The sequence below is a fragment of the Dechloromonas sp. HYN0024 genome (assembly GCF_003441615.1).
In the GTDB taxonomy this organism is placed as follows: Bacteria; Pseudomonadota; Gammaproteobacteria; order Burkholderiales; family Rhodocyclaceae; genus Azonexus.
In genome coordinates, this window is record NZ_CP031842.1 from 615,675 (window position 1) to 636,044 (window position 20,370).

The following is a 20,370-nucleotide window of genomic DNA, read 5'->3' on the forward strand; positions in this document are numbered from 1 at the left end:
GCGGGGCCCGGAGCGAGGAATCAAGGAGATAATATGAGGCGAGTTTCTGTTGATATCGGTGGTACCTTCACCGATTGTTTCGTGGTTTGGGATGGCAAATACATTGAGGCCAAAGCCCTAACCACTCACCATAATCTGGCGCTGGGCTTCAATGAAGCCCTCAGCAAGGCGTATCACGTCTTGGGCTTGGAGCTTGAGGAAATTCTGGCTGAGGTGGACTCTGTCCGTTACGCCACGACCTTGGGTACCAATGCGCTGATTGAGCACAAAGGCCCGAAAATCGGCATGTTGGTTACTGCCGGCTTTGAGGCGACTGTACCCCTGAGCCGCGCCCGCGGCTATGGTGAGGGCCTGGATGGTCTGGGTCAGTCGGACATGCCCAATGCGTGCCGTCCGGATCCGCTGGTTTTGGCGCACATGATTCGGGGTGTTCGGGAGCGTGTCGACTTTCAGGGCAAGTTGGTTATGGCTCTGGATGAGGACGATGTGCGCGTTCAAATTCGCTCTTTGGTAGACAAGGGTGCGGAAATCATCGTTGTTGCGCTGGTAAATAGTGTGGTTAACCCGGCACACGAGCAGCGTATCGAGGAAATCCTCCTTGAAGAGTACCCGTCCCATCTGCTGGGCGCGATTCCGGTAATTCTTTCCCACCAGGTGGCTGGCCGTAAGGGCGAGTATGTTCGCGCTACATCTGCCATTGTTGACGGCTATCTGCACTCAACCATGTATCACGCACTTTCTGCACTTGAGCAGAATCTGCGGGCACATCGCTATGAAAAGCCGATGCTGGTGATTCATAACTCCGGTGGTATGGCTCAGCTGAATTCAACCGATGCGCTGCAGACGATCCACTCTGGCCCGGTTTCCGGTATTGCAGCGTCCGAGCACCTGGCAATGCAGGCTGGTTTGGGTAATGTGGTAGCCACCGATATGGGTGGTACCAGCTACGACATCGGTATCGTGGTTGACGGTGGTATCAAGCACTATGACTTCAATCCGGTTATCGATCGCTGGTTGGTCTCTGTGCCCATGGTCCACCTGGTCACGCTTGGCGCTGGTGGCGGATCGATTGCTAGCTATGATCGTATGTACGATACCGTCAAGTGTGGTCCGCAAAGTGCTGGCTCCGATCCCGGTCCGGCCTGTTATGACCGTGGCGGTATGAATCCGACCGTGACCGATGCTGACCTCGTTCTCGGATATCTGGATGCCAAGAATTATGCGGGCGGCTCGATTCCTCTGAATGCTCGGCGTGCCGCATCGGCGATTGAAGATGCGCTGTGTGATGACCTTGATTGTTCGGTGATCGAAGCAGCCATGCTTATTCGCGAAAAGGTCGATGACAACATGGCCAATGGCCTGTTCACCGAACTGCGTGCTCGTGGTTACGATCCCAAGGACTTCACCATGCTGGCGTACGGTGGTAATGGTCCGCTTCACTGCTGCGGTATTGCTCGCAATCTGGGTATCGAAAAGATTTTGGCTCCCCCGTTTAGCTCGGTGTTTTCTGCCGTAGGTGCAGGGAATATGCATCAGCTGCATATTCATGAGCAATCGCTATACATGGTGCTGTATGACTCCAATACCCGTCACATCTTTGATGACTACGATCGTTTTAACAACATCGTTGCGGAACTGAAGGAACTGGGTACTCAGGATCTTCTCCGCCAGGGTGTGCCGCGTGAGCAAATTTTCCATAGCCTTGAGCTTGACCTGCGTTATGGCAACCAACTGGTTCAGACGACGGCTGTGATTCCTGCGCATGAGGTGCACGGCCCAGCTGATGTGCTGGCGATTATTTCTCAGTTCTCCAACGACTACGGCAAGCGCTTTGGTGAAGGTAGCCAGGCTCCGGAGGCTGGTATCCGAATCAACACCATTCGCGTAGCGGCGTTCGTTCGCCTTGAAACGGTGCAGTTCGAAGATATCAAGCCAGTGCCCTCGCATGAACGCAAGGGCCCGCCGGCCCCGGCGTCTTCTCGCAAGTGCTATTTCGTCGGCCATAAGGAGGCGTTCGATGTTCCGGTTTGGGATCGGGCAGCGATTGTCCCGGGCGTCCAGATTCCGGGCCCCGCCATCATCGCCTCCGAAGTGACTACCTATCTGGTTGATCCGGGCTGGAACTTTGTGTCCGCGAAGCAGGGCGCCTCTTGGTTCCTTCGCGCCTGATCGATACCGGTTAGACGGACCCTAAATAATTGCAAGGATTAAAAATGAGCGATATGAAAATGCCGAATGCGGCCAAAACGTTGAGCCCTGAGGACGTAAAGTTGGTTAAGAAGTTCCTCAGTGATACAACGCTTTTCCTGGGCCCAGACCCGGAAATTATGCAGAACCACGACTTGATGCCGCGCACCGACATCGAGGATAAATGCATCAAGAAGGTCAGTGAAACACACACGATCGCCAAGATTCGCGACCGCATTCAAGCGGGCTGTGATGAAGGTTATGAAATGGTTGAGCAAATGGGTGCAGCCCCGGGGGCCAAGTGGGGCGACGTGATCACTGGCGTCTACTCTGCTTCTGGTGACCTCGCGATTGCTAGTGCTGGTGGCGTGCTGATCTTTTCAGCTCTTGTGCATCACCCGATCAAGTTCATTATCAAGAACTGGATGAACGATCCGACGGTTGGCGTGCGCGAGGGTGATGGTTTCATCCACAACGACTCACGCTATGGCAATGTGCATAACACTGACCAGAGCATGATCATTCCGATTTTCCACAAGGGCGAACTGGTTTGCTGGGTTGCTTCGACTGTGCATGAAGGTGAAAACGGTGCTATCGAGCCGGGCGGTATGCCTTCCATGGCGGAAAGTCCGTGCGATGAAGGCTTGAAGATGAGCCCGTTCCGTGTTGTTGAAAACTATCAGATCAAGCGTGACATTCTGACCTTCCTGCAAAACTCCGTACGTGAGCCGAAGCTGCAGTACGAAGATATGAAGGTCAAGCTCTACGCCTGTCTTCGCATCAAACAGCGTATCGAAGAGACGCTCAATTCCGATGGTCCGGAAGCGCTGATTTCTACATTGCGCCTGACCATGGAAAACGTACGGGCAGAAGTCATTCGTCGAGTTAGCGAATGGCCGGACATGACTGTTCGTACGTACATCATCCAGGACTCGACCTTGCGCGAAAACTGTGTGGTGAAGATCAATTGCAAACTGACCAAAACCGGCGATCGATTGATCTTCGACTTCCGTGGATCCAGTCCAGAGTTTACCAACCGAGCGACCAATACCATCGTAGCCGGTCTCAAGGGCATGCTCGCGCAAGTCTTCCTGTGCTATGTATGGCCGGATCTGCCGCGAGGTCAGGCTGCTTTTGCGCCGATTGAAGTGATTACTGATCCGCATTCGATCGTTAATTGCTCGTACGATGCGCCTAATTCGCAGAGTCTGATGTCAATCTTTACTGGCTTTACGGCTGGCCAGCACGCTGTTGCCAAGTTCCTCTACAGCTGCCCTGAGAAGTACACCAAGGTTCACGCCCCGACCTTCAACATGATTAACACCTTCATTTGGGGTGGTGTGAGTCAGCACGGCGAAACGCTGGGTAACCTTTGTGCAGACTTGAACGGCATGGGTGCTGGCGCTCGCTCCGATATGGATGGTGAGCATGCTCTGGCCCCAATTTTTGCCACGATGGCCGACATCGGTGAGCAGGAGCTGAACGAAGAAGACGTGCCTTTCCTCCAGCTGGTCTCGAAGAAGATGACCATGGATGCTGTTGCACCTGGCAAATATCGTGGTGGTCAGGGTTACACCATGATGGTTTCCACCAAGGACAGTGAACAGTGGGGCTTCATGACCGTTTGTCAGGGCGCCAAGATTCCGCCGATCCAGGGGCTGTTTGGTGGTTATGCTTGCGGCGCCTATCCTCTGTGCAAGGTCAAGGATGTCAATGTCTATGATGTTCTCCTGAACGAGCCTGAGAAGTTCAAGCACTCGATCGCGGAAATCATGAATGAGCAGCCGTTTGAAGGTGCGGATTACACCACCCACCACATGGGCATGGGCTTTGAAATTTCCAAGAAGGGCGAGCTGTTCATGATTTCGCAGGGTGCAGGTGCCGGTTATGGCGATCTGCTCGAGCGGAATCCGGACGCAGTCATCAAGGATATTGAAGAGCACCTGATTTCTCAGGGTGTGGCTGAGCAGCTCTACAAGGTGAAGTTTGATCCGGTTACCTTGTCGGTAAACTATGACGCCACCAAGGCCGCCCGCAATGAGGAACGAAAGGCTCGCTTGGCCCGCGGTGTTCCATTTGCCGAGTTTATCAAGACCTGGAACAAGCCGAAGCCGCCTGCTTACCTGCAATATTTCGGCTGCTGGGGTGATGATGTAGACACGCTCTACGTCGGCAGCCCGGATATTACACGGAAGGCAAACGAGCCCCGTCCGAACTACATGCGTAATCCTAAGGACGTTCGGATTGACGAACTAGAGGCACGTCTGGCTGCTTTGGGTGCTCATGGAGACGAAAAGAAATGAGCCAAAGCCTCGCCGATCTCATAAACGCTGATGGAGTTCCGGTTGGGCTCCGGATGTGGCTTAAGTCTTCTGCTTATACCCAGCGCCTTCTTCTTGGGGCATCGGGTGATCCGTGGGTGAGTGCAAGTCAATATCTTGCCTATTTCTCTCAGGCCCAAGGCTTGTTGAAGCCGGATGTGGCAGTGATCGAGGTGGGCGAGCTTTTTGATTCATGGCTGAGTAGAAATCCCGAGTTCAAGCCTGAGATGGTGGGAAAGCGAAAGCTTTCCTATCCATTGAGGAAATTGCTCGAACAGCCTCAGCCTCGTGCACTATTGGCTGAAGTTGTTGAGGCTGTTCTGGCTCACCTGCGGGGCCAAAAGCCATTGGTGCTGGCCATGCCTTCCCCTCGGCATTGGTTGCAACATGCCAATACCTTGGCTGGGCGTGAAGCGATAGACGTCGATTCAGACAGTATCGAGGATTCGGCAATGTATATCGCAGATCTGGCCCGTGCCGTTTCGGTATATGAGGTGGGTGGCCTACTGTTTGAAGAGGCAGTAGGCGATCAATCCTCTGAACCAATCGATCTCGAGTTGTATCGGCCAATCATTAATGTGGCAAAACACTACCGTTGGCCACTAGCAGTTCGGCTCGGAGATGCTGCAGTGGTTTCCAATATTGCGCTGTCTGAGATCGAGGTCTTAATTAGTGAATCTGGATTGGAAAGAAGCGGAATGGCACAGGGAGTCAACGTAAGTGCCACTCTCTGGAGTAATGATGCGCTTCCGCCGTTAAAGGCGAACCAGTTCTATTTCGCCGAGGTACCGAGAGACGAACGTCCTGAGCATGTATTGGACTGTCTTGCACGAGTGCGTACGTAGTTCATTTAACTAGCGTATGTCACTTTCAGCGTAGTTGCAGCAAAGGCATTAGCGGGCGGGCTGTCGGATTTTCCGGCAGCCCGCTTTGCTTTTTTGGAGGCGCGAAAAAGCAAAAGGCCAGAGTAATTACGTACCTGACTAAGGTGGCCTTTGGCGCGCAATTGATTTCACAAAACGTAATTTGCCCCGTCCGGTAATCACACGTTTGAGTCTCAAAGCGTCCGAATGGATACCGAATTGCTGCGACGCAATATCCGCAAATTGCCCAATCGTGTATTCCAATGAGATTAAAAAATATTTGTAAATACAATGGCTTGTTGAATTATTTTTAATTCGGATTCGGTGTGGCATCCAGGTTGCTATTGGATGTGTCAGGGGAAATGTTGGCCCCCAGAAATTTTGTCGCGAGTGGGTTGGCCGTTGATGGCTATTTCGTACTCGGTTTGTTAGTCGCCAATCAGCTATTTGATGGTCGTTAAGGGGGAGGGTAAATGCTACCAAGCTTGGAAAAATTCGAAAAAGAGACACGGGTGGGGGTGACTGTTGCGACCTCGTTGATACCGGTCGCAGTGATCGGAGCCTTGCTGTATGCCGCATTCTTTGTCAAAGCAACGGCTGAGGTTTCGTCTGTAAAGCCACCTGAGATCGAGCGACGTGATCGCTTTCTTGGTGTGGCGATGCCCGCAGAGAATGTCATCTGGGCTGCTGGTAGCAATGGCAAGGTGGTTCGTAGTGACGATATGGGGAAAACCTGGACGGCCCAGACTATTCCTACCGCAGAAAACCTGCAGGGGATTGCTGCGTGGGATAGCAACCGAGCAGTTGCGGTTGGCGGCAATGGCGTTCTGATTCAGACCGATGACGCTGGACAGACCTGGAATGAGGTTCAGGTGCCTAAGTCGGAAGTGGCCAACAAGCTGCTTAGTGTGCGTGCTTACGACAATGGAAAGGGTTGGGCTGTTGGTGAGTTGGGCGCAGTCCTCCAAACCGTTGATTTTGGCCATACCTGGAAGCGTGCCTTGCCGGAAAAGGACCAAGCTTGGAACGATATTAGTTTCGTTGGTAATTACGGATTGCTGGTCGGCGAGTTTGGCCAAGCCATGAAAACGACAGATGGTGGTGCAACTTGGCAGTCATCGACTAGTGGAGTCCGTTCCAGTTTGATGTCGGTGTATTTGCGTGATCAATCTAACGGTGTTGCTGTCGGCCTTTCAGGGGTGATTCTGGTTACCCATGACGGCGGAAAGCAATGGTTCATGGCTGAGCGTCAGACGCTCGAGCATCTCAATAATGTGATTTGGGATGGCGCCCAATGGGTGGCGGTTGGTGACAAGGGCGTGATCGTCACTGGCGACGCTGAGGGTCGGTTCTGGAAGGCCGGGCGCGTCAGCGAAGGCAACTTGGGTTGGAACACTCAGGTGTTGCGCATGCCTGCAGCAGGCAAGGCAAATAACTACATTCTGGCCGGCGCTAGCTTGGCTCATCTAACGCCCGATCATCTCACCGTGTTCGGCCGTTCAGCAGACTGATCGACAGAGAAAATTCCATGAAAAATAAAACTTTCAAGATGGTTGGAGGGGCGATTGAATGGTTCATTCGCCATCGAATCCTGGTTGTCTCATTCGTTATGACAATTACTGTGCTGATGGGGTATCTCGCCGCGCAGATTGAGGTAAAGACGGTATTTAGCGACCTGCTGCCGCGCAACCATCAGTACATCAAGGTTAACGACCAGTTCAAGCAGACATTCGGCGGCTCGAACATGATTAGCATCATGCTCGAAGTTGAGGATGGCGACGTATTCCAGATGAAGGTCCTTGAGCGTGTTCAGACAATTACCAAGGCGCTTCAGCAGGTCTCCAACGTCGATAGCTATCAAATCGTCTCCTTGGCCTCCAAGAAGATCAAGGAGGTCAGAGCCTCCACCGATGGCATTGAGTCTCGTCCCCTCATGTGGCCAGATCTACCTAAAGATCAAAATGAGATTCGAATCCTAAAGGAGTCAGTGCTTAACAATCCTTTGGTGTTTGGTGCCTATGTGTCTCTCGACATGAAGGCAACGTTGATTACGGTCGACTTTGTTGACGCGGGTATCAATTATTCGAAGATTTACGATCAGATCAGTGCAATTACGGATGCGGCCGAAGGTGATGGCGTCAAGGTTCGCATCGTTGGAGAGCCGCTGCTCTATGGCATTGTCGGTCACTATCTGACGGAGACACTGCATCTCTTCCTGATTACTGTTGCTGCACTGGTTGCGCTGCTATTCCTGATTACCCGGAGTTGGCATGGCACTCTGCTGCCGTTGTCAGCTGGTGCACTGAGCGCGATCTGGGCCCTGGGCGCGGCCAAACTGATGGGCTTCCATCTCGATCCGTTGGTGATCGTGGTGGCATTCCTGATCACCGCGCAGGCAATTTCAAATTCGGTACAACTTGTATCGCGCTTCGATGATGAAGTGGCTAATGGTATGCCGAGTGCGGCTGCTGCCGCTAAGGCCAGTCTTCAGAATCTGTTTAAGCCGGGTCTGCTTGCCGTTGTTGCTGATGCCGGTTGTGTTCTTGTCGTAGCGCTGACGCCGATCCCGATGCTGGAAAAAATTTCCTATATCGGAACGGTGTGGATTTTTTCCATCGTGATTTCGGCGCTACTGATGACTCCGGTGCTGCTTTCCTGGTTTTCGACTAGTGGCAAGAAAGTTCACCCCGTCAATATTTCTCCAGTTCTTGATGCTGTTCTTGGCGTCTGTATCCATATCGTTTCGACGCGTTGGCGCTATGTGGTCCTCAGTGCAACCGGGATTGCTTTTGTTTTGACCGGCATTTACGCATTCAACCTGAAAGTTGGTGATGCCAACCCGGGGTCGCCGATCCTTTGGCCGGACTCTCGATATAACAAGGATGCCGCCGCAATTAACGGCAAATTTCAGGGCTCCGATCGAATGTTTGTTGTTGTTGAAGGCAAAGCAGAGGGCGCACTGAGAGAGCCTGATGTTTTAAAGGGTATGGAAAGCTTTCAGAAGTATATGGAAGCACAGCCTGAGATCGGCGGGAGTATCTCTCTTGCAGACGTACTGCCCGCCGTTAAACGTGTAGTTCGAGAAGGGAACTCCCGCTATCAGGAGTTGGGGAACAGCGCGAACGAGAACGGCGAGTTGGTCTACATGTTTGTCTCGGGAACAGACCCGGGCGATATGGACAGATTCGCCGATCCGCAGGCCAAAAATGGCGCTATCACGCTGTATTTCCGTGATCACCAGGGCGTCACCATCAGCACTGCAGTGCAACGTATCAAGGATTACATCGAAACGCATCCGATGAAGGATGCAGAGATCCTTCTTGCAGGCGGACTGGTTGGTGTCCTAGCGGCAGTTAATGAGGTGATTCTATCCGGGCAGATTGAGGCTATTGCACTTGCCCTGTTGGTGTTGGTCGCCTGCTGTGCATTCACCTATCGCTCTACCGTAGCGGGCATGTTCTTCATGGTCCCCGTCCTGTTCTCCAATACGCTGACATTTAGCTATATGGCATGGAAGGGCATTGGCATGAACATCAACACCCTGCCGGTGGTTGCTCTCGGAATTGGCCTGGGTGTGGACTACACCTTCTACATCGTTGATGGCATTCGCGAAGAGCTTCATCACGGTAACTGCACCATTGAAGAGGCCATCACCAAGGCTTTGCGTAGCGCAGGTAGGGGTGTGTTGGTCACCGCAATCACTTTGATCACCAGCGTGATTATCTGGAGTTTCTCGTCCCTGCGCCTGCAGGCTGACATGGGAATCCTGATCGCTATCTGGCTGGGCATCTCTGCAGCATCTGCATTGTTTGTCATGCCAGCCTTGGTCTATGTGTTCAGGCCAGAGTTTGTTGTAGGCAGCAAAAGGCATCCGGTGGAAATCGCGGAGCAGGAAGTTCAACCGGCATAGCCAAACCGATGGCGTTTATACCAAGCGCTTTGTCGATGGTTCTCAACGAGAAGAGGGTAAACAAGATGAGACAAAAAAGTGGCAATTTGTATCGAAGTATTTTAGGGGTGGCTGTTTCTCTGGCGTTGTCGCAATGGAATGTGGCAGTTAGTGCTGAGGAGTCAACGTCTGCTGATGACAATGGGAATAGCTTCCACTTGGGTGGCTATGTTCGTGGCTGGGCATCTTTCAATATGAAAGATCAGCCGGAAACGAAGGCTGACGACAAATGGAAGCCGTCGATGATCCGTGGATCATTACTGCTGGACATGGATGCCAAGACTGGGCCCCTGAAGTGGAAAGCTGTTGCGCGAGCTGATCGGGAATATAAGACCGACTATCTGAAGGATCTTGAGGCACTCCGCGCTACCAATGGAACCGGAACTGGTGGCCAGTCCAGCAACATTATGGACAACTACAACAAGGCCGACATCCGCGAGTTGTGGACCGAGTTTAACGTTGGCGAACGGGTCAGCTTCCGCCTGGGTAAGCAACAGATCGTCTGGGGTGAGAGCGACTTTTTCCATGCAATGGATGTGGTGCACGGTTATGACATGAGCTGGCGCCTATTCTTCGAAGGTGAGAACGAAGAATGGCGTAAGCCGCTTTGGCTTCTTGCAACGAAGGTACAGGTTCCAGAGGCAAGTGGGCAGATTCATGCGTTTATCCGTCCTGGTATCGACCAGTGCAAGGATATCGGTAATACCTACGATATTCGTGGTGGCCGTTGGTTCTTCCAGCCATACCGTGGTTATGACCTGACCGCTGTTACAGATAACGACTGTCGTCATCCGGATGGCGACAAGAAGGATGTGACCGGAGGTATTAAATGGTCTGGTGAGGCCGCTTCCCTCAATTACTCACTGGCTTATATCCGGACTTTTGCCGCAGATCCAGTTGCGAATTCGGTTTTCAAACCGTATGAGAAAGCACCAACCGGTGCCTTCTTTGACCTGATCCATCCGGTGATCGATGTGTTCGGCGTTTCCGTTAGTGGGTATACGCCTGCAATTGATGCTGTATTGAGTGCTGAGGTTGCCTATACCAAGGATGCTCCATACAACGTCGGTACGGGTGGGTTCGGGACCCCGAATTTCCTTGGTCATGTAGGCGTTGGCCTGGGTGGAATCATGAAGAAGGACACCCTGACAACCATGATCCGTGCTGACAAGAACATCGACTTCCAGGGTCTGTTAGGCACGAATCGTCCCTCGTTCTCGTCCATTCAGTTGTTCGACACGATGATCCTGAACTACAAGGGCTCGGATGATTTGGCACGCCTGTTCGCCTATGGATCAAATGTTAAAGAACACAGCACCATCCTGACGGCATTTACCGTTTTGAATTTCCGAAGCGACACGATCAATCCGTCCTTCGCGATTGGTACCGATCTGACTAACGGTGGTGGATTCTTCATTCCTGCAGTCGATTTTGTGCTCGGCGACAAGTGGCGATTGAAGGTCGAGGCAGATGTTTTCTGGACCAAAAAGGACAGCAAAAAACTGTTTGATACAGATGCGCCCGGCACGCAGTTGATGGGCTATTTCGCCAATAACGATCAGCTTGTCGTTCGTTTGACGCGCCAGTTTTAACCAAAGGAGAGGTAAATTGACAACCAATCAGCAGAATTTTCAGCTTGGTGTCGGAGCACGGTCTATTGCCGTTGTCCTGATGGCCATGGGGCTTTCGGCGGGTATCGTCAACGCAGCGGAAGTTGCGGAAGGTACCGTCATCAGCAAGGATAATCTCGACAAGATCCGTAACGACACGTTCGAAGGCAAAACCATCGGAAGCATGATTCCTGAAAAGATGGAATACATGATCAAGAGCGAAGGTTTGACGCTCAAGATTGCGCACTCCAAGAAAATTCAGATGGATTCGAAGTATGTGGAGGCGACCCAGAAGCTCTCCAAGAACGTCAAATTCAATCCTGCCGATCGCACGATGAGTGGATGGACCGCCGGGATGCCGTTCCCGCCTGAGTCGATCAAGCTCGATGATCCAAACGCCGGCGACAAGGTAATCTGGAATCTCCGTGCGGCAACGTATGGCGCCACGATGGACCTGCGGAACATTTCTTTTACCTTCATCTCTGGTGACAAAGGCGTCGAACGTGTCCAGCGCTGGCAGTCTCGTCGCTATTACATGGAAGGTCGTCTGGACGGTGGCGCAACCACGGTTGGGGATGGCTCCATTGCCCAGAAAACCTATCTGTTTGCGACCAGCCCGCAAGATATTCGTGGTCTGGGGACGTTCTCTATTCGATACAACCAGGCGGATTCGGCCAAGCCGGACGATACTTGGGCGTATCTGAAATCGGTTCGTCGCACTCGCCGCCTTTCTGGTGGCGCCTGGATGGATCCGATCGGTGGCACCGATCAGCTTTATGATGACTGGGATATTTGGGATGCCTTCCCAACCAAGTATCGTGCTAACAAGCTGGTTGGCAAACGCTGGGTTTTTGCAATTGCCCACAGTCCGGAGGTTAGCGTTGATGTCTCCAAAAAAGACACCCTGGAGGAGTTTCCCTCCATTGGTCTGAAAGATGCGCCTTACTATTTCCCGGCCAAGCATATTGTTTGGGAGCCGCGTGAAGTTTACGTGGTTGAGGGCACTCCGCCTCCGCAGCACCCGTATAGCAAGAAGGTGGTTTACATGGAAGTAGATTTCCCCCGTCCGTACCTGGGAGAAATGTATGACCAGAAAGGCGAGTTCTGGAAATTCATGGTTTTCCAAAACCGTCCTGACGTAGGCGAGGATGGCTATAAGGCGGTCATGCCAGTAGTTGGACACGTCATTGACGTGAAACGTAAGCACTCCACGACCTGGTCTGCAAACATGAAGTCTAATCCCAAGGGCGTAAAGGAAACGGATGTGTCCCTTGAGAAACTTGAGCAGGTCGCTACTGGTGGTTAAGTCTGTGTGACCACGTGTTCGCCTCGAGGCAATTGCCTCGAGGCGATTTGAATCTGAATTCTAAATTCGAAATGTTTGTGTCGAATATTGCTTGGTACGACGTTTAGTGAGGTAATCAAGCATAAGTAGATTAATCCGTTGCTGCCATATATATAATTTTCATTGCTAATGACTTGACGATTTTCCGGAGTTTTGTAGGTGCCGGATGGGGGGGTCTAGAGGCTAAAAATTATTCGTTGTATTGATGGCGAGCATAATATTTTCATGTTTTTGTTAATTCATTGACGTGTTTGGTTTGTCTGTCTGCTGAACCGACTGGAGCGCTTTGATGATCAAAGTTACAGTAATGTATCCGTACGTATTTGGATCAAGGTTTGATTCTGAATATTACCTTTGTAGGCATGTTCCAATGGTCAAAAAATTATTGGGTGATGACCTAAAGAGAATTGACGTGGATTTTGGTTTGGTTGTTGATGGCTGCATGCAGCCGGAGTTCTCTGTGATGGGGCACCTTCATTTTGAGTCTGTTGAAGCCTTCAAGGCCTCATTTGGGCCTCATGCCGATATGATTCAAGGAGATATCCAAAACTACACCGATTTGATTCCTAAGTTACAGGTCAGCGAAATTCGAGCTTTAGTTTAGATGGCATCGTTCGGTTTGGTTGATTTTGTTTATTGAGTTTAATGATTAAGATATTTTCGTTAGTAATGTGATTTGTGATTGGCTGTGACTCAGTTGATGGGTTTTTAAGTAATTCTTATGCGTTCCCGGTTTGTCTACTTCCACACGTCTTATCGCTTTTTCATGCGCGAGCTATAAGGCAGATAAATCGGGCTTTGGCCCGCTTCGGCGGGCCCCTTTTTTTCCGCGAAATACGCTAACGCTTAGTTGCGAAATACGCGGCGGCAGAACGATCGATCTAGAGGGCGCGGCATATTTTTAAATATTCCAATTTATGCGTTTCTTTGTTTTGCAATTCAATTCGCCAGCAGCATTTGCTGCAGGCCGAATGATTTGTTTCCCATCGATTGTTGCACTATAATTAAACTGTTATGGATTGTTGATTTTTCGTGCTCGTTCACGGGTTATACAATTCGCATTTTCCGTCGACGTGGCAGGTATCTTAGAGTGATTTTTTGGATACTAGTGCAGTCTGCCAGTCCGGTTTGATAGCGGGTCAGCCTAATAAAAGTTAAAAAGTTGCTGATGCTTTTGCAGTGAGGAGGAGAGGGATGAGCTTGAGCAACGTACGAGACATGTTCTCGCGGCCCGAAGATGACGGAAGGGTTCGGCAGTCGTGGGAAAATTTCCTGAGTCATGGTGATGCCGCAACGGACTCCTTGCGCTGCCTCGTTGAAGACTCATGGAGGCGATGTGTTGGCGCAAATGTTGATCCAACGATTAATCAGGCCGCCAGTCCGTTAGGCGCGCGCGACGTTTCCGTATTGAAATTTCAACTTCGGGATTTGCTGGAGGCAAGTAAGCCTGTAATGGTTCTGGCTAGGGATTTTCTCTCTGAAACCGGTACTGTGATGGTCCTGACTGATCAAAAGGGAATCGTTCTCGAAGTTGAGGGTGACTCTTCGACTATGGGGCCTGCTGAAAAAATCCATCTTCTCCCTGGGGCAAGTTGGGATGAGGCTCAGTGTGGAACGAATGCGATTGGAACCGCCATATCACTAGGGCAGCCGGTACAGATCCACTCGGAAGAGCATTTCTGTGAGGGTATCAAGCGCTGGACATGTTCAGCTGCGGTAATTAGAGACCCCGTTCATGGCCAGATTCTTGGCGTTATTGACGTTTCTGGATTGAGTCGAAATTATTCGCGCCACAGTCTATCTATGGTTGTCTCTACCGCCCATCGTATCGAGTCATTCCTGGCCAAGAAAGAATTGCAATTCAGGATTCGTTTGATGGATCGCTCCTCAATGCAGTTGAGCGCATCGGATGGGTCTGGCGCGATACTGATTGACCGACATGGATTTCCGATCAAGCTCAATGAAAATGCGCCATCATTGCTTACGTCATTGGGTTGTCGGATTGATCTGAACAATCCAGATAGAATCAACGGAATCTCTACTGGCACCGAACCAGTTGCCAGTGAGGATGCATTGCCCGAATGGCTTCGTTCTGAGTGGGTGGAACCCGTATTCGACAACGGGGAGCGTGTCGGAAGTGTGGTTAGAGTTCCTAATCAACAATCAAAATTCCGTGTTAGTAAGCCATTAACTGCTCGGGCTTCCGGTGAGGTAAAAGCGGCTTTCCCTGGTGCCAAGGGAAGTAGCCCCGAATTGCAGCAGGCTATCGACAAGGCAACTCAGCTCGCTAAATCGAGAGTTCCGATCCTCTTGCTGGGTGAGACGGGGGTTGGTAAAGAGGTGTTTGCACAAGGAATCCATTCGCTAAGTAGATATTGCGACGGTCCGTTTATTGCCTTGAATTGCGGCGGGCTTAGTCGTGAACTATTGGCGAGTGAGTTGTTTGGCCATGTCGAGGGGGCATTTACCGGCTCTCGGCGAGGGGGCGTTGCCGGGAAAATTGAGGCAGCTGATGGCGGGACACTTTTCCTTGATGAGTTGGGGGAAATGCCGCTTGATTTGCAACCCCATTTTCTGAGGGTTCTGGAGGATGGCCAGATTTATCGATTGGGCGATACCAAGCCACGGCAAGTACGGTTTAGATTGATCGCTGCGACTAATCGGGATCTCAGGCAGGAAGTGGCTGAGGGTAGGTTCCGCATTGATCTTTTCTATCGTGTATCTGTTACCAGTATCCGAATTCCCGCGCTTCGCGACCGTCAAGGCGATATCAGAGAATTGTCCAAGTCGTTTATTAGACAACTGTGTGAGCATCACGAAGTTGAGGAAAAAATATTCGATCCGAAAGCGCTAGAAAAGTTGGAGCAATATCCTTGGCCTGGCAATGTTCGTGAACTTCGCAACACGATTGAGGGCTTGGTATTAACCGTCCCGGGCGAGGTTATATCTCAGCATGACCTGCCACCAGAGCTATTTATGGATTCGCAAGGGGGAGATGATTCCCGAGACGAGGTTTCTGTTGCCAATTTGAGCGGGCTTGCAAAAAGCGAATTTGAACAGATTTGTAAGGTGCTTCGCGAGACCTCGGGAAATGCCACGCTTGCAGCCAAGCAGTTGGGGATTGCGAAAAGCACTTTGTACCTGAAGCTGAAAAAGTACTCCCTGGATGAGTCCATGGATTCATGGCGTTCCACTCAACCGGATAAGCCATTTTCTATTAATGGTTAGCGAGAGTTGTTGAGAACTAATTGGTTTTTTTGCCTGTTTGACTGACAGTTGATTCGAAAATTTGTCGAATCAGCTGTCAGTCATATTGCCATTGATCAATGGCGCCGGGCGAGGTCAGGATGAATCGCGAAGCTGGCTTCTGTATTGGCAACGATATCGTCCATCGTGACATCAGGAGCTAGTTCGGTAAGTAGCAGTCCGTCCGGGCCGACTTCAAATACACAAAGATCAGTGATGATCAGGCTAACAACTTCTGAGCCTGTCAGAGGCAGCGAGCATTTCTTTACGATTTTTGCCTCGCCACGTGCTGAGTGTTCCATGAGCACAACGACCTTGGGTACCCCAGCAACAAGGTCCATCGCCCCGCCAATTCCCTTCACCATCTTGCCAGGAACAGCCCAGTTTGCCAGGTCGCCTTTCTCCGAAACTTGAAGGGCACCAAGAATCGATAGCTGAATATGACCACCCCGAATAATGGCAAAGGAGGTTGCGCTGTCGAAGAAGCTGGTTGTTGGCAAAGTGGTAATAGTTTGTTTGCCAGCGTTAATCAAATCAGGATCCTCTTCCCCCTCAAACGGAAAAGGACCCATTCCCAGCATGCCATTTTCACTTTGAAGCTGAGTCGAAATGCCGTCCGGTATGTGATTTGCGACAAGTGTTGGGATACCAATTCCGAGGTTGACGTAGTAGCCGTCACGTACTTCTTTGGCTGCTCGTGCAGCCATTTGGTCTCGAGTCCAAGCCATATTTACTCCCTACAATCCGATTGACGAGCTCGCACCGTGCGTTGCTCGATCCGTTTCTCTCCCGGTCCGACCTCAATAATCCGCTGAACAAATATGCCGGGGGTAATGATGTGGTCTGGATCGATCTCACCAGGAGCGACGAGTTCTTCCACTTCGGCGACAGTCACTGTTGCGGCGGTTGCCATAACGGGATTAAAGTTTCTTGCGGTCATACGGAATTGCAAGTTGCCTTCTGGGTCGCCACGCCATGCATGGACAATTGCGAGGTCCGCATGAAGGCTTTTTTCCATCAGATATTTGGCGCCATCAAATTCGCGAACGTCTTTGCCTTCGGCTATTACCGTACCGACACCGGTTCGGGTGAAAAATGCGGGTATGCCTGCACCTCCAGCACGAATGCGTTCTGCAAGCGTTCCTTGCGGGTTGAACTCGACCTCAATCTCGCCGGCGAGATATTGCTTCGCAAAGGTTGCGTTTTCGCCAATATACGAGCCAATCATTTTCCGAATCTGTCTTTTCGGCAGAAGCAAACCGAGCCCGAAATTGTCGATGCCGGGATTGTTGGAAATGATCGTTAGATCTTGGACTCCGGACTCGCGAATCGCTTCGATAAGCATTGAAGGAATGCCGCAAAGGCCGAAACCACCTGACATGACGGTCATGCCGTCACGCAATAGTCCGGTTAGTGCGGATCTTGCATCTGGGTAAACCTTATTAACTGCCACCTGTTGCCTCCTGATAGCTGCTGTTAGTAAAAATTGGGCAGATTAAGCACGCAGTGGCTCAAGTATGCTGACGTAGTTCGCTACTGCTGAACCGCCCATGTTGAAAACTCCTGCAAGGCTGACATTTGGGATTTGCATCCCGCCGGCTGTCCCGGTTGTTTGCATCGCGGCCAGCGCATGCATAGAGATTCCGGTCGCCCCAATCGGATGTCCCTTTGCTTTTAGTCCCCCGGACGGATTGATCGGTAGCCTCCCAGTCTTCTGCACCCAGCCTTCGTCAATCGCGCGTGCTCCTTCACCCGCAGGGACCAGTCCCATTGCCTCGTATGAAATAAGTTCGGCGATGGTGAAGCAGTCATGTACTTCGACCAGCGATAGATCCTTCAAGGAAATTCCTGCAGACTGGAGAGCACGTCTCCATGCCATTCGTGCGCCTTCGAACTGGATAGGATTACGACGGTTCAGCGGCATGAAATCAGTTACTTGCTGTGCCGCACGAATAGCAACGGCTTTGCGCATCGAAAGCGCTGTTTTGATGTCGGCCAAAACGATTGCCGCCGCTCCGTCTGAAATTGGAGCGCAGTCAGTACGTCGCAGAGGGCCAGCAACGTACGGATTTTTTTCAGATACCGTATTGCAGAAATCGAAGCCCAGATCCTTTCGCATCTGGGCGAACGGGTTTGCCATAGCATTCGAATGATTTTTCGCCGCAATGCGAGCAAGAGAGGCGCTCTTGTCTCCGTAGGTCTTGAAGTACTGTTCGGCAATCCCCGCGAATATGCCCGCGAATCCACCCTTCGTTTCGGCCTCATTTGGGCGATAGCAGCAAGTCAGAAGATTTTCTCCTGCTTGCTCTGTTGAGACGTCGGACATCTTTTCGACGCCGGCAACCAATGCGATGCGCCCTTCACCTGCCTTGATAAAATTCATGCCAGCATACAAAGCTGCCGAGCCGCTGGCGCACGCGTTTTCGACGCGGCTAAATGGTTTGAATCGCAGCCCTTCATTCGCCTGAAGGAGGAGGGGTGAAGGAAAGTCCTGTCGAGAAAAGCCGACATTCAACATTCCCACATAGCCACCATCGACATCGGCGGCATCGATGCCTGCATCGGTTAATGCGCCTTGCGTGACCGCGTTGAGAAGTGACTCAATACTTTCGCCTGGTAGTCGTCCAAAATTGCCATGGGACCATCCAATGATGCAGACCGTCATTTCAATTAACCTTCTTCGTTGCGGCCGATCTGCCCTGCATCTAGCAGTGAGTTAGTGGCAAATGCGCATGGCCGGTTGAATGGTGAGAAATGAAAGTATTTTTGGCGTTGCTGGGTTGGAGTGACCGTATTTCAACTACCTACTCCTCCCATTTCTCCATGGCAATAGAGCAACATGGATGCCAGTCATGCGTGATCTCGATGAGTTCAGCGCAGCGTGATTGGTTTAATGGACCAGCCTTTTTCGGCGGCCGTTTAAAAAATCACCTATAAACAATTGGATAGCGTATTTCTGCCTGGTTCGCGAGCATCGTGAATCTGATTTGTTTAGTGATCGAACGAGATATGTTGGGCGAATCTGGTATCTGATTTGTATCCGAAAGGGCGTCCTATCGTCGTACGGGAAGACGGGTGATGTGTCCGAATTCTGGGCGAATGGAATTGGTCGCCATTTATTCGAATTTGATGTTCGCTTCGTGGCTGAAAATTGATGCAAGGCCATGTTTTTCCTTATTTCGAGGTGTTTTCGATCTAAGGATTTATCTTCCTGTGCGAATAGAAAGAAGTGTCGCGCATGGTTTTTGCAATAGGTTCTCCCAGGCGCAATTCCCTGTATGGAGGATGCATGAATTTATCGAATTTACTTTTCCGAACGGCTAAGGTTTTTCCCGATCGGCCCGCGATTGCTTGCGGTGAGTTAGACCTCTATAACTATCGAGAACTTGCTGCCCGGGTCTTGGCTTTATCCGGTAGTTTGCGTGGCTATTTCGGGTTACGCCGCGGTGAGAGAGTCGCATTGTTCATGCAGAACAGCCCGCATTACCTAGAAATTCTTTATGCAATCTGGCATGCAGGCCTAACGGCAGTTCCCATTAACAACAAGCTACATCCGAAAGAGGTGGAGTTCATTCTTGAAGATTCCGGCTCTACGTTGTTGTTTATTACAGCGGGGATGGATCACCAGATTCTTACTTCAAATAGTACCAAGTTGCTGCAAGTCATTGATACTGATTCAAAAGAGTATTTGGCGCTATTTCAAGGGGGCGAAGCCTCGGTGGCATCGAACGATCCAAGTGATCTGGCATGGCTGTTCTATACCTCCGGAACCACAGGAAAACCGAAGGGGGTCATGTTGACTCACGCCAACCTTCTCACAATGAGCATGTGTTATTTCACCGATGTCGACACGCCGCAGAAGGAAGATAGCATCCTATATGCAGCTCCAATGTCTCATGGAGCTGGCCTATATAATTTTGCACATGTAATCGTGGGGGCTCGTCATTTGGTTCCCGAATCCGCCGGGTTTTTACCGGAGGAAATATTCGATCTCGCTAACAGGTATCGAAATATCTCAATGTTCGCAGCTCCTACAATGGTGAGGCGCCTTGTAGAGTATAGCGCCAGATATGGCAGCGATCCGTCTGGCATAAAAACTGTGGTGTACGGCGGTGGCCCTATGTACCTTGAGGACATCCGACGAGCTCTTGATGTATTAGGAAATCGTTTTGTACAGATCTATGGGCAGGGCGAAACACCAATGACAATTTCAGCCCTGTCCAAATTTCACATCGGTAACATAGGGCATCCACGTTATCTAGAGAGACTGGGGTCCGTCGGCGTTGCGCAGACTGCGGTAGAGGTGCGCGTTGTCGATATCGGTGGCCAGATTCTTCCTGCCGGAGAAAGCGGTGAAATCATTGTCCGCGGAGATACGGTGATGAGCGGATACTGGGGGAACCCGACCGCAACGCTGAATACTCTGCGCGACGGTTGGTTATATACAGGGGACGTTGGTGCGCTCGATCAAGATGGCTTTCTCACACTAAAGGATCGATCGAAAGACATCATCATCAGCGGCGGTTCGAATATCTATCCGAGGGAGGTAGAGGAAATATTGCTGCTACATCCCGGCGTGGCAGAGGTTTCCGTGGTTGGCCGCCCTAGCCATGAGTGGGGCGAAGAGGTTATCGCTTTCATTGTCCCTGAGGCTGGTGCAATGATTGATCTTGATGACCTTGATGAGATATGTCTAAAACATATTGCGCGATTCAAGCGCCCCAAGGAGTATAGGATTCTCGAGTGCTTGCCTAAGAATAACTATGGGAAGGTCGTAAAAACTGAACTCAGGCGCGCCTTGGAGTCTGAGCGATGAATTACTACTCCAGATCAATGTTGGGCAGCTCGA

At 51.1% G+C, this 20,370-nt stretch carries 13 protein-coding genes; 10 read left to right on the plus strand and 3 right to left on the minus strand.

Annotated elements, in window-relative coordinates:
• The first annotated feature begins 33 nt into the window (after positions 1 to 33).
• From HYN24_RS03015 to HYN24_RS03055, 9 genes are all read left to right on the plus strand, one after another.
• On the plus strand, positions 34 to 2,169 hold the full coding sequence (locus tag HYN24_RS03015) for a hydantoinase/oxoprolinase family protein (RefSeq protein ID WP_117607895.1): 2,136 nt from the start codon (positions 34 to 36) through the stop codon (positions 2,167 to 2,169).
• Between the two features lie 44 nt (positions 2,170 to 2,213).
• A complete protein-coding gene (locus HYN24_RS03020) occupies positions 2,214 to 4,490 on the plus strand; it encodes a hydantoinase B/oxoprolinase family protein (RefSeq protein WP_117607896.1) in 2,277 nt (758 codons plus the stop codon).
• Positions 4,487 to 5,353 carry a hypothetical protein gene (locus HYN24_RS03025; protein ID WP_117607897.1) on the plus strand — a complete coding sequence of 289 codons (867 nt, stop codon included), beginning with the start codon at positions 4,487 to 4,489 and terminating at the stop codon, positions 5,351 to 5,353. Before HYN24_RS03020 ends, HYN24_RS03025 begins: the two co-directional genes overlap by 4 nt.
• A gap of 503 nt (positions 5,354 to 5,856) precedes the next feature.
• Positions 5,857 to 6,882: a YCF48-related protein gene (locus tag HYN24_RS03030; protein WP_240327716.1), complete on the plus strand. Its 1,026-nt coding sequence runs from the start codon at positions 5,857 to 5,859 to the stop codon at positions 6,880 to 6,882.
• 17 nt (positions 6,883 to 6,899) lie between these two features.
• The gene (locus HYN24_RS03035) at positions 6,900 to 9,281 is read left to right on the plus strand and encodes an RND family transporter (protein WP_117607899.1); all 2,382 of its coding nucleotides are present in this window, start codon (positions 6,900 to 6,902) and stop codon (positions 9,279 to 9,281) included.
• Between the two features lie 35 nt (positions 9,282 to 9,316).
• Positions 9,317 to 10,912 (plus strand): DUF1302 domain-containing protein, encoded by a 1,596-nt coding sequence (locus tag HYN24_RS03040; RefSeq protein WP_240327717.1) that lies wholly within the window; start codon positions 9,317 to 9,319, stop codon positions 10,910 to 10,912.
• Positions 10,913 to 10,928: 16 nt separating this feature from the next.
• On the plus strand, positions 10,929 to 12,236 hold the full coding sequence (locus HYN24_RS03045) for a DUF1329 domain-containing protein (RefSeq protein ID WP_240327718.1): 1,308 nt from the start codon (positions 10,929 to 10,931) through the stop codon (positions 12,234 to 12,236).
• Positions 12,237 to 12,564: 328 nt separating this feature from the next.
• Positions 12,565 to 12,879: an EthD family reductase gene (locus HYN24_RS03050; protein WP_117607902.1), complete on the plus strand. Its 315-nt coding sequence runs from the start codon at positions 12,565 to 12,567 to the stop codon at positions 12,877 to 12,879.
• A 590-nt stretch (positions 12,880 to 13,469) separates the two neighbouring features.
• Positions 13,470 to 15,503, plus strand: coding sequence for a sigma-54-dependent Fis family transcriptional regulator (locus tag HYN24_RS03055; RefSeq protein WP_205421431.1), 2,034 nt, complete (start codon positions 13,470 to 13,472; stop codon positions 15,501 to 15,503).
• 95 nt (positions 15,504 to 15,598) lie between these two features.
• Here HYN24_RS03055 and HYN24_RS03060 read toward each other — a convergent pair whose 3' ends face one another.
• From HYN24_RS03060 to HYN24_RS03070, 3 genes are all read right to left on the minus strand, one after another.
• A complete protein-coding gene (locus HYN24_RS03060) occupies positions 15,599 to 16,249 on the minus strand; it encodes a CoA transferase subunit B (RefSeq protein WP_117607903.1) in 651 nt (216 codons plus the stop codon).
• Between the two features lie 2 nt (positions 16,250 to 16,251).
• Complete coding sequence (locus HYN24_RS03065) at positions 16,252 to 16,911, minus strand: CoA transferase subunit A (protein ID WP_240327762.1); 660 nt, start codon at positions 16,909 to 16,911, stop codon at positions 16,252 to 16,254.
• 105 nt (positions 16,912 to 17,016) lie between these two features.
• Positions 17,017 to 18,186, minus strand: coding sequence for an acetyl-CoA acetyltransferase (locus HYN24_RS03070; protein ID WP_117607905.1), 1,170 nt, complete (start codon positions 18,184 to 18,186; stop codon positions 17,017 to 17,019).
• 624 nt (positions 18,187 to 18,810) lie between these two features.
• Here HYN24_RS03070 and HYN24_RS03075 point away from each other — a divergent pair.
• Positions 18,811 to 20,337: an AMP-binding protein gene (locus HYN24_RS03075; RefSeq protein ID WP_117607906.1), complete on the plus strand. Its 1,527-nt coding sequence runs from the start codon at positions 18,811 to 18,813 to the stop codon at positions 20,335 to 20,337.
• Positions 20,338 to 20,370 lie beyond the last annotated feature (33 nt).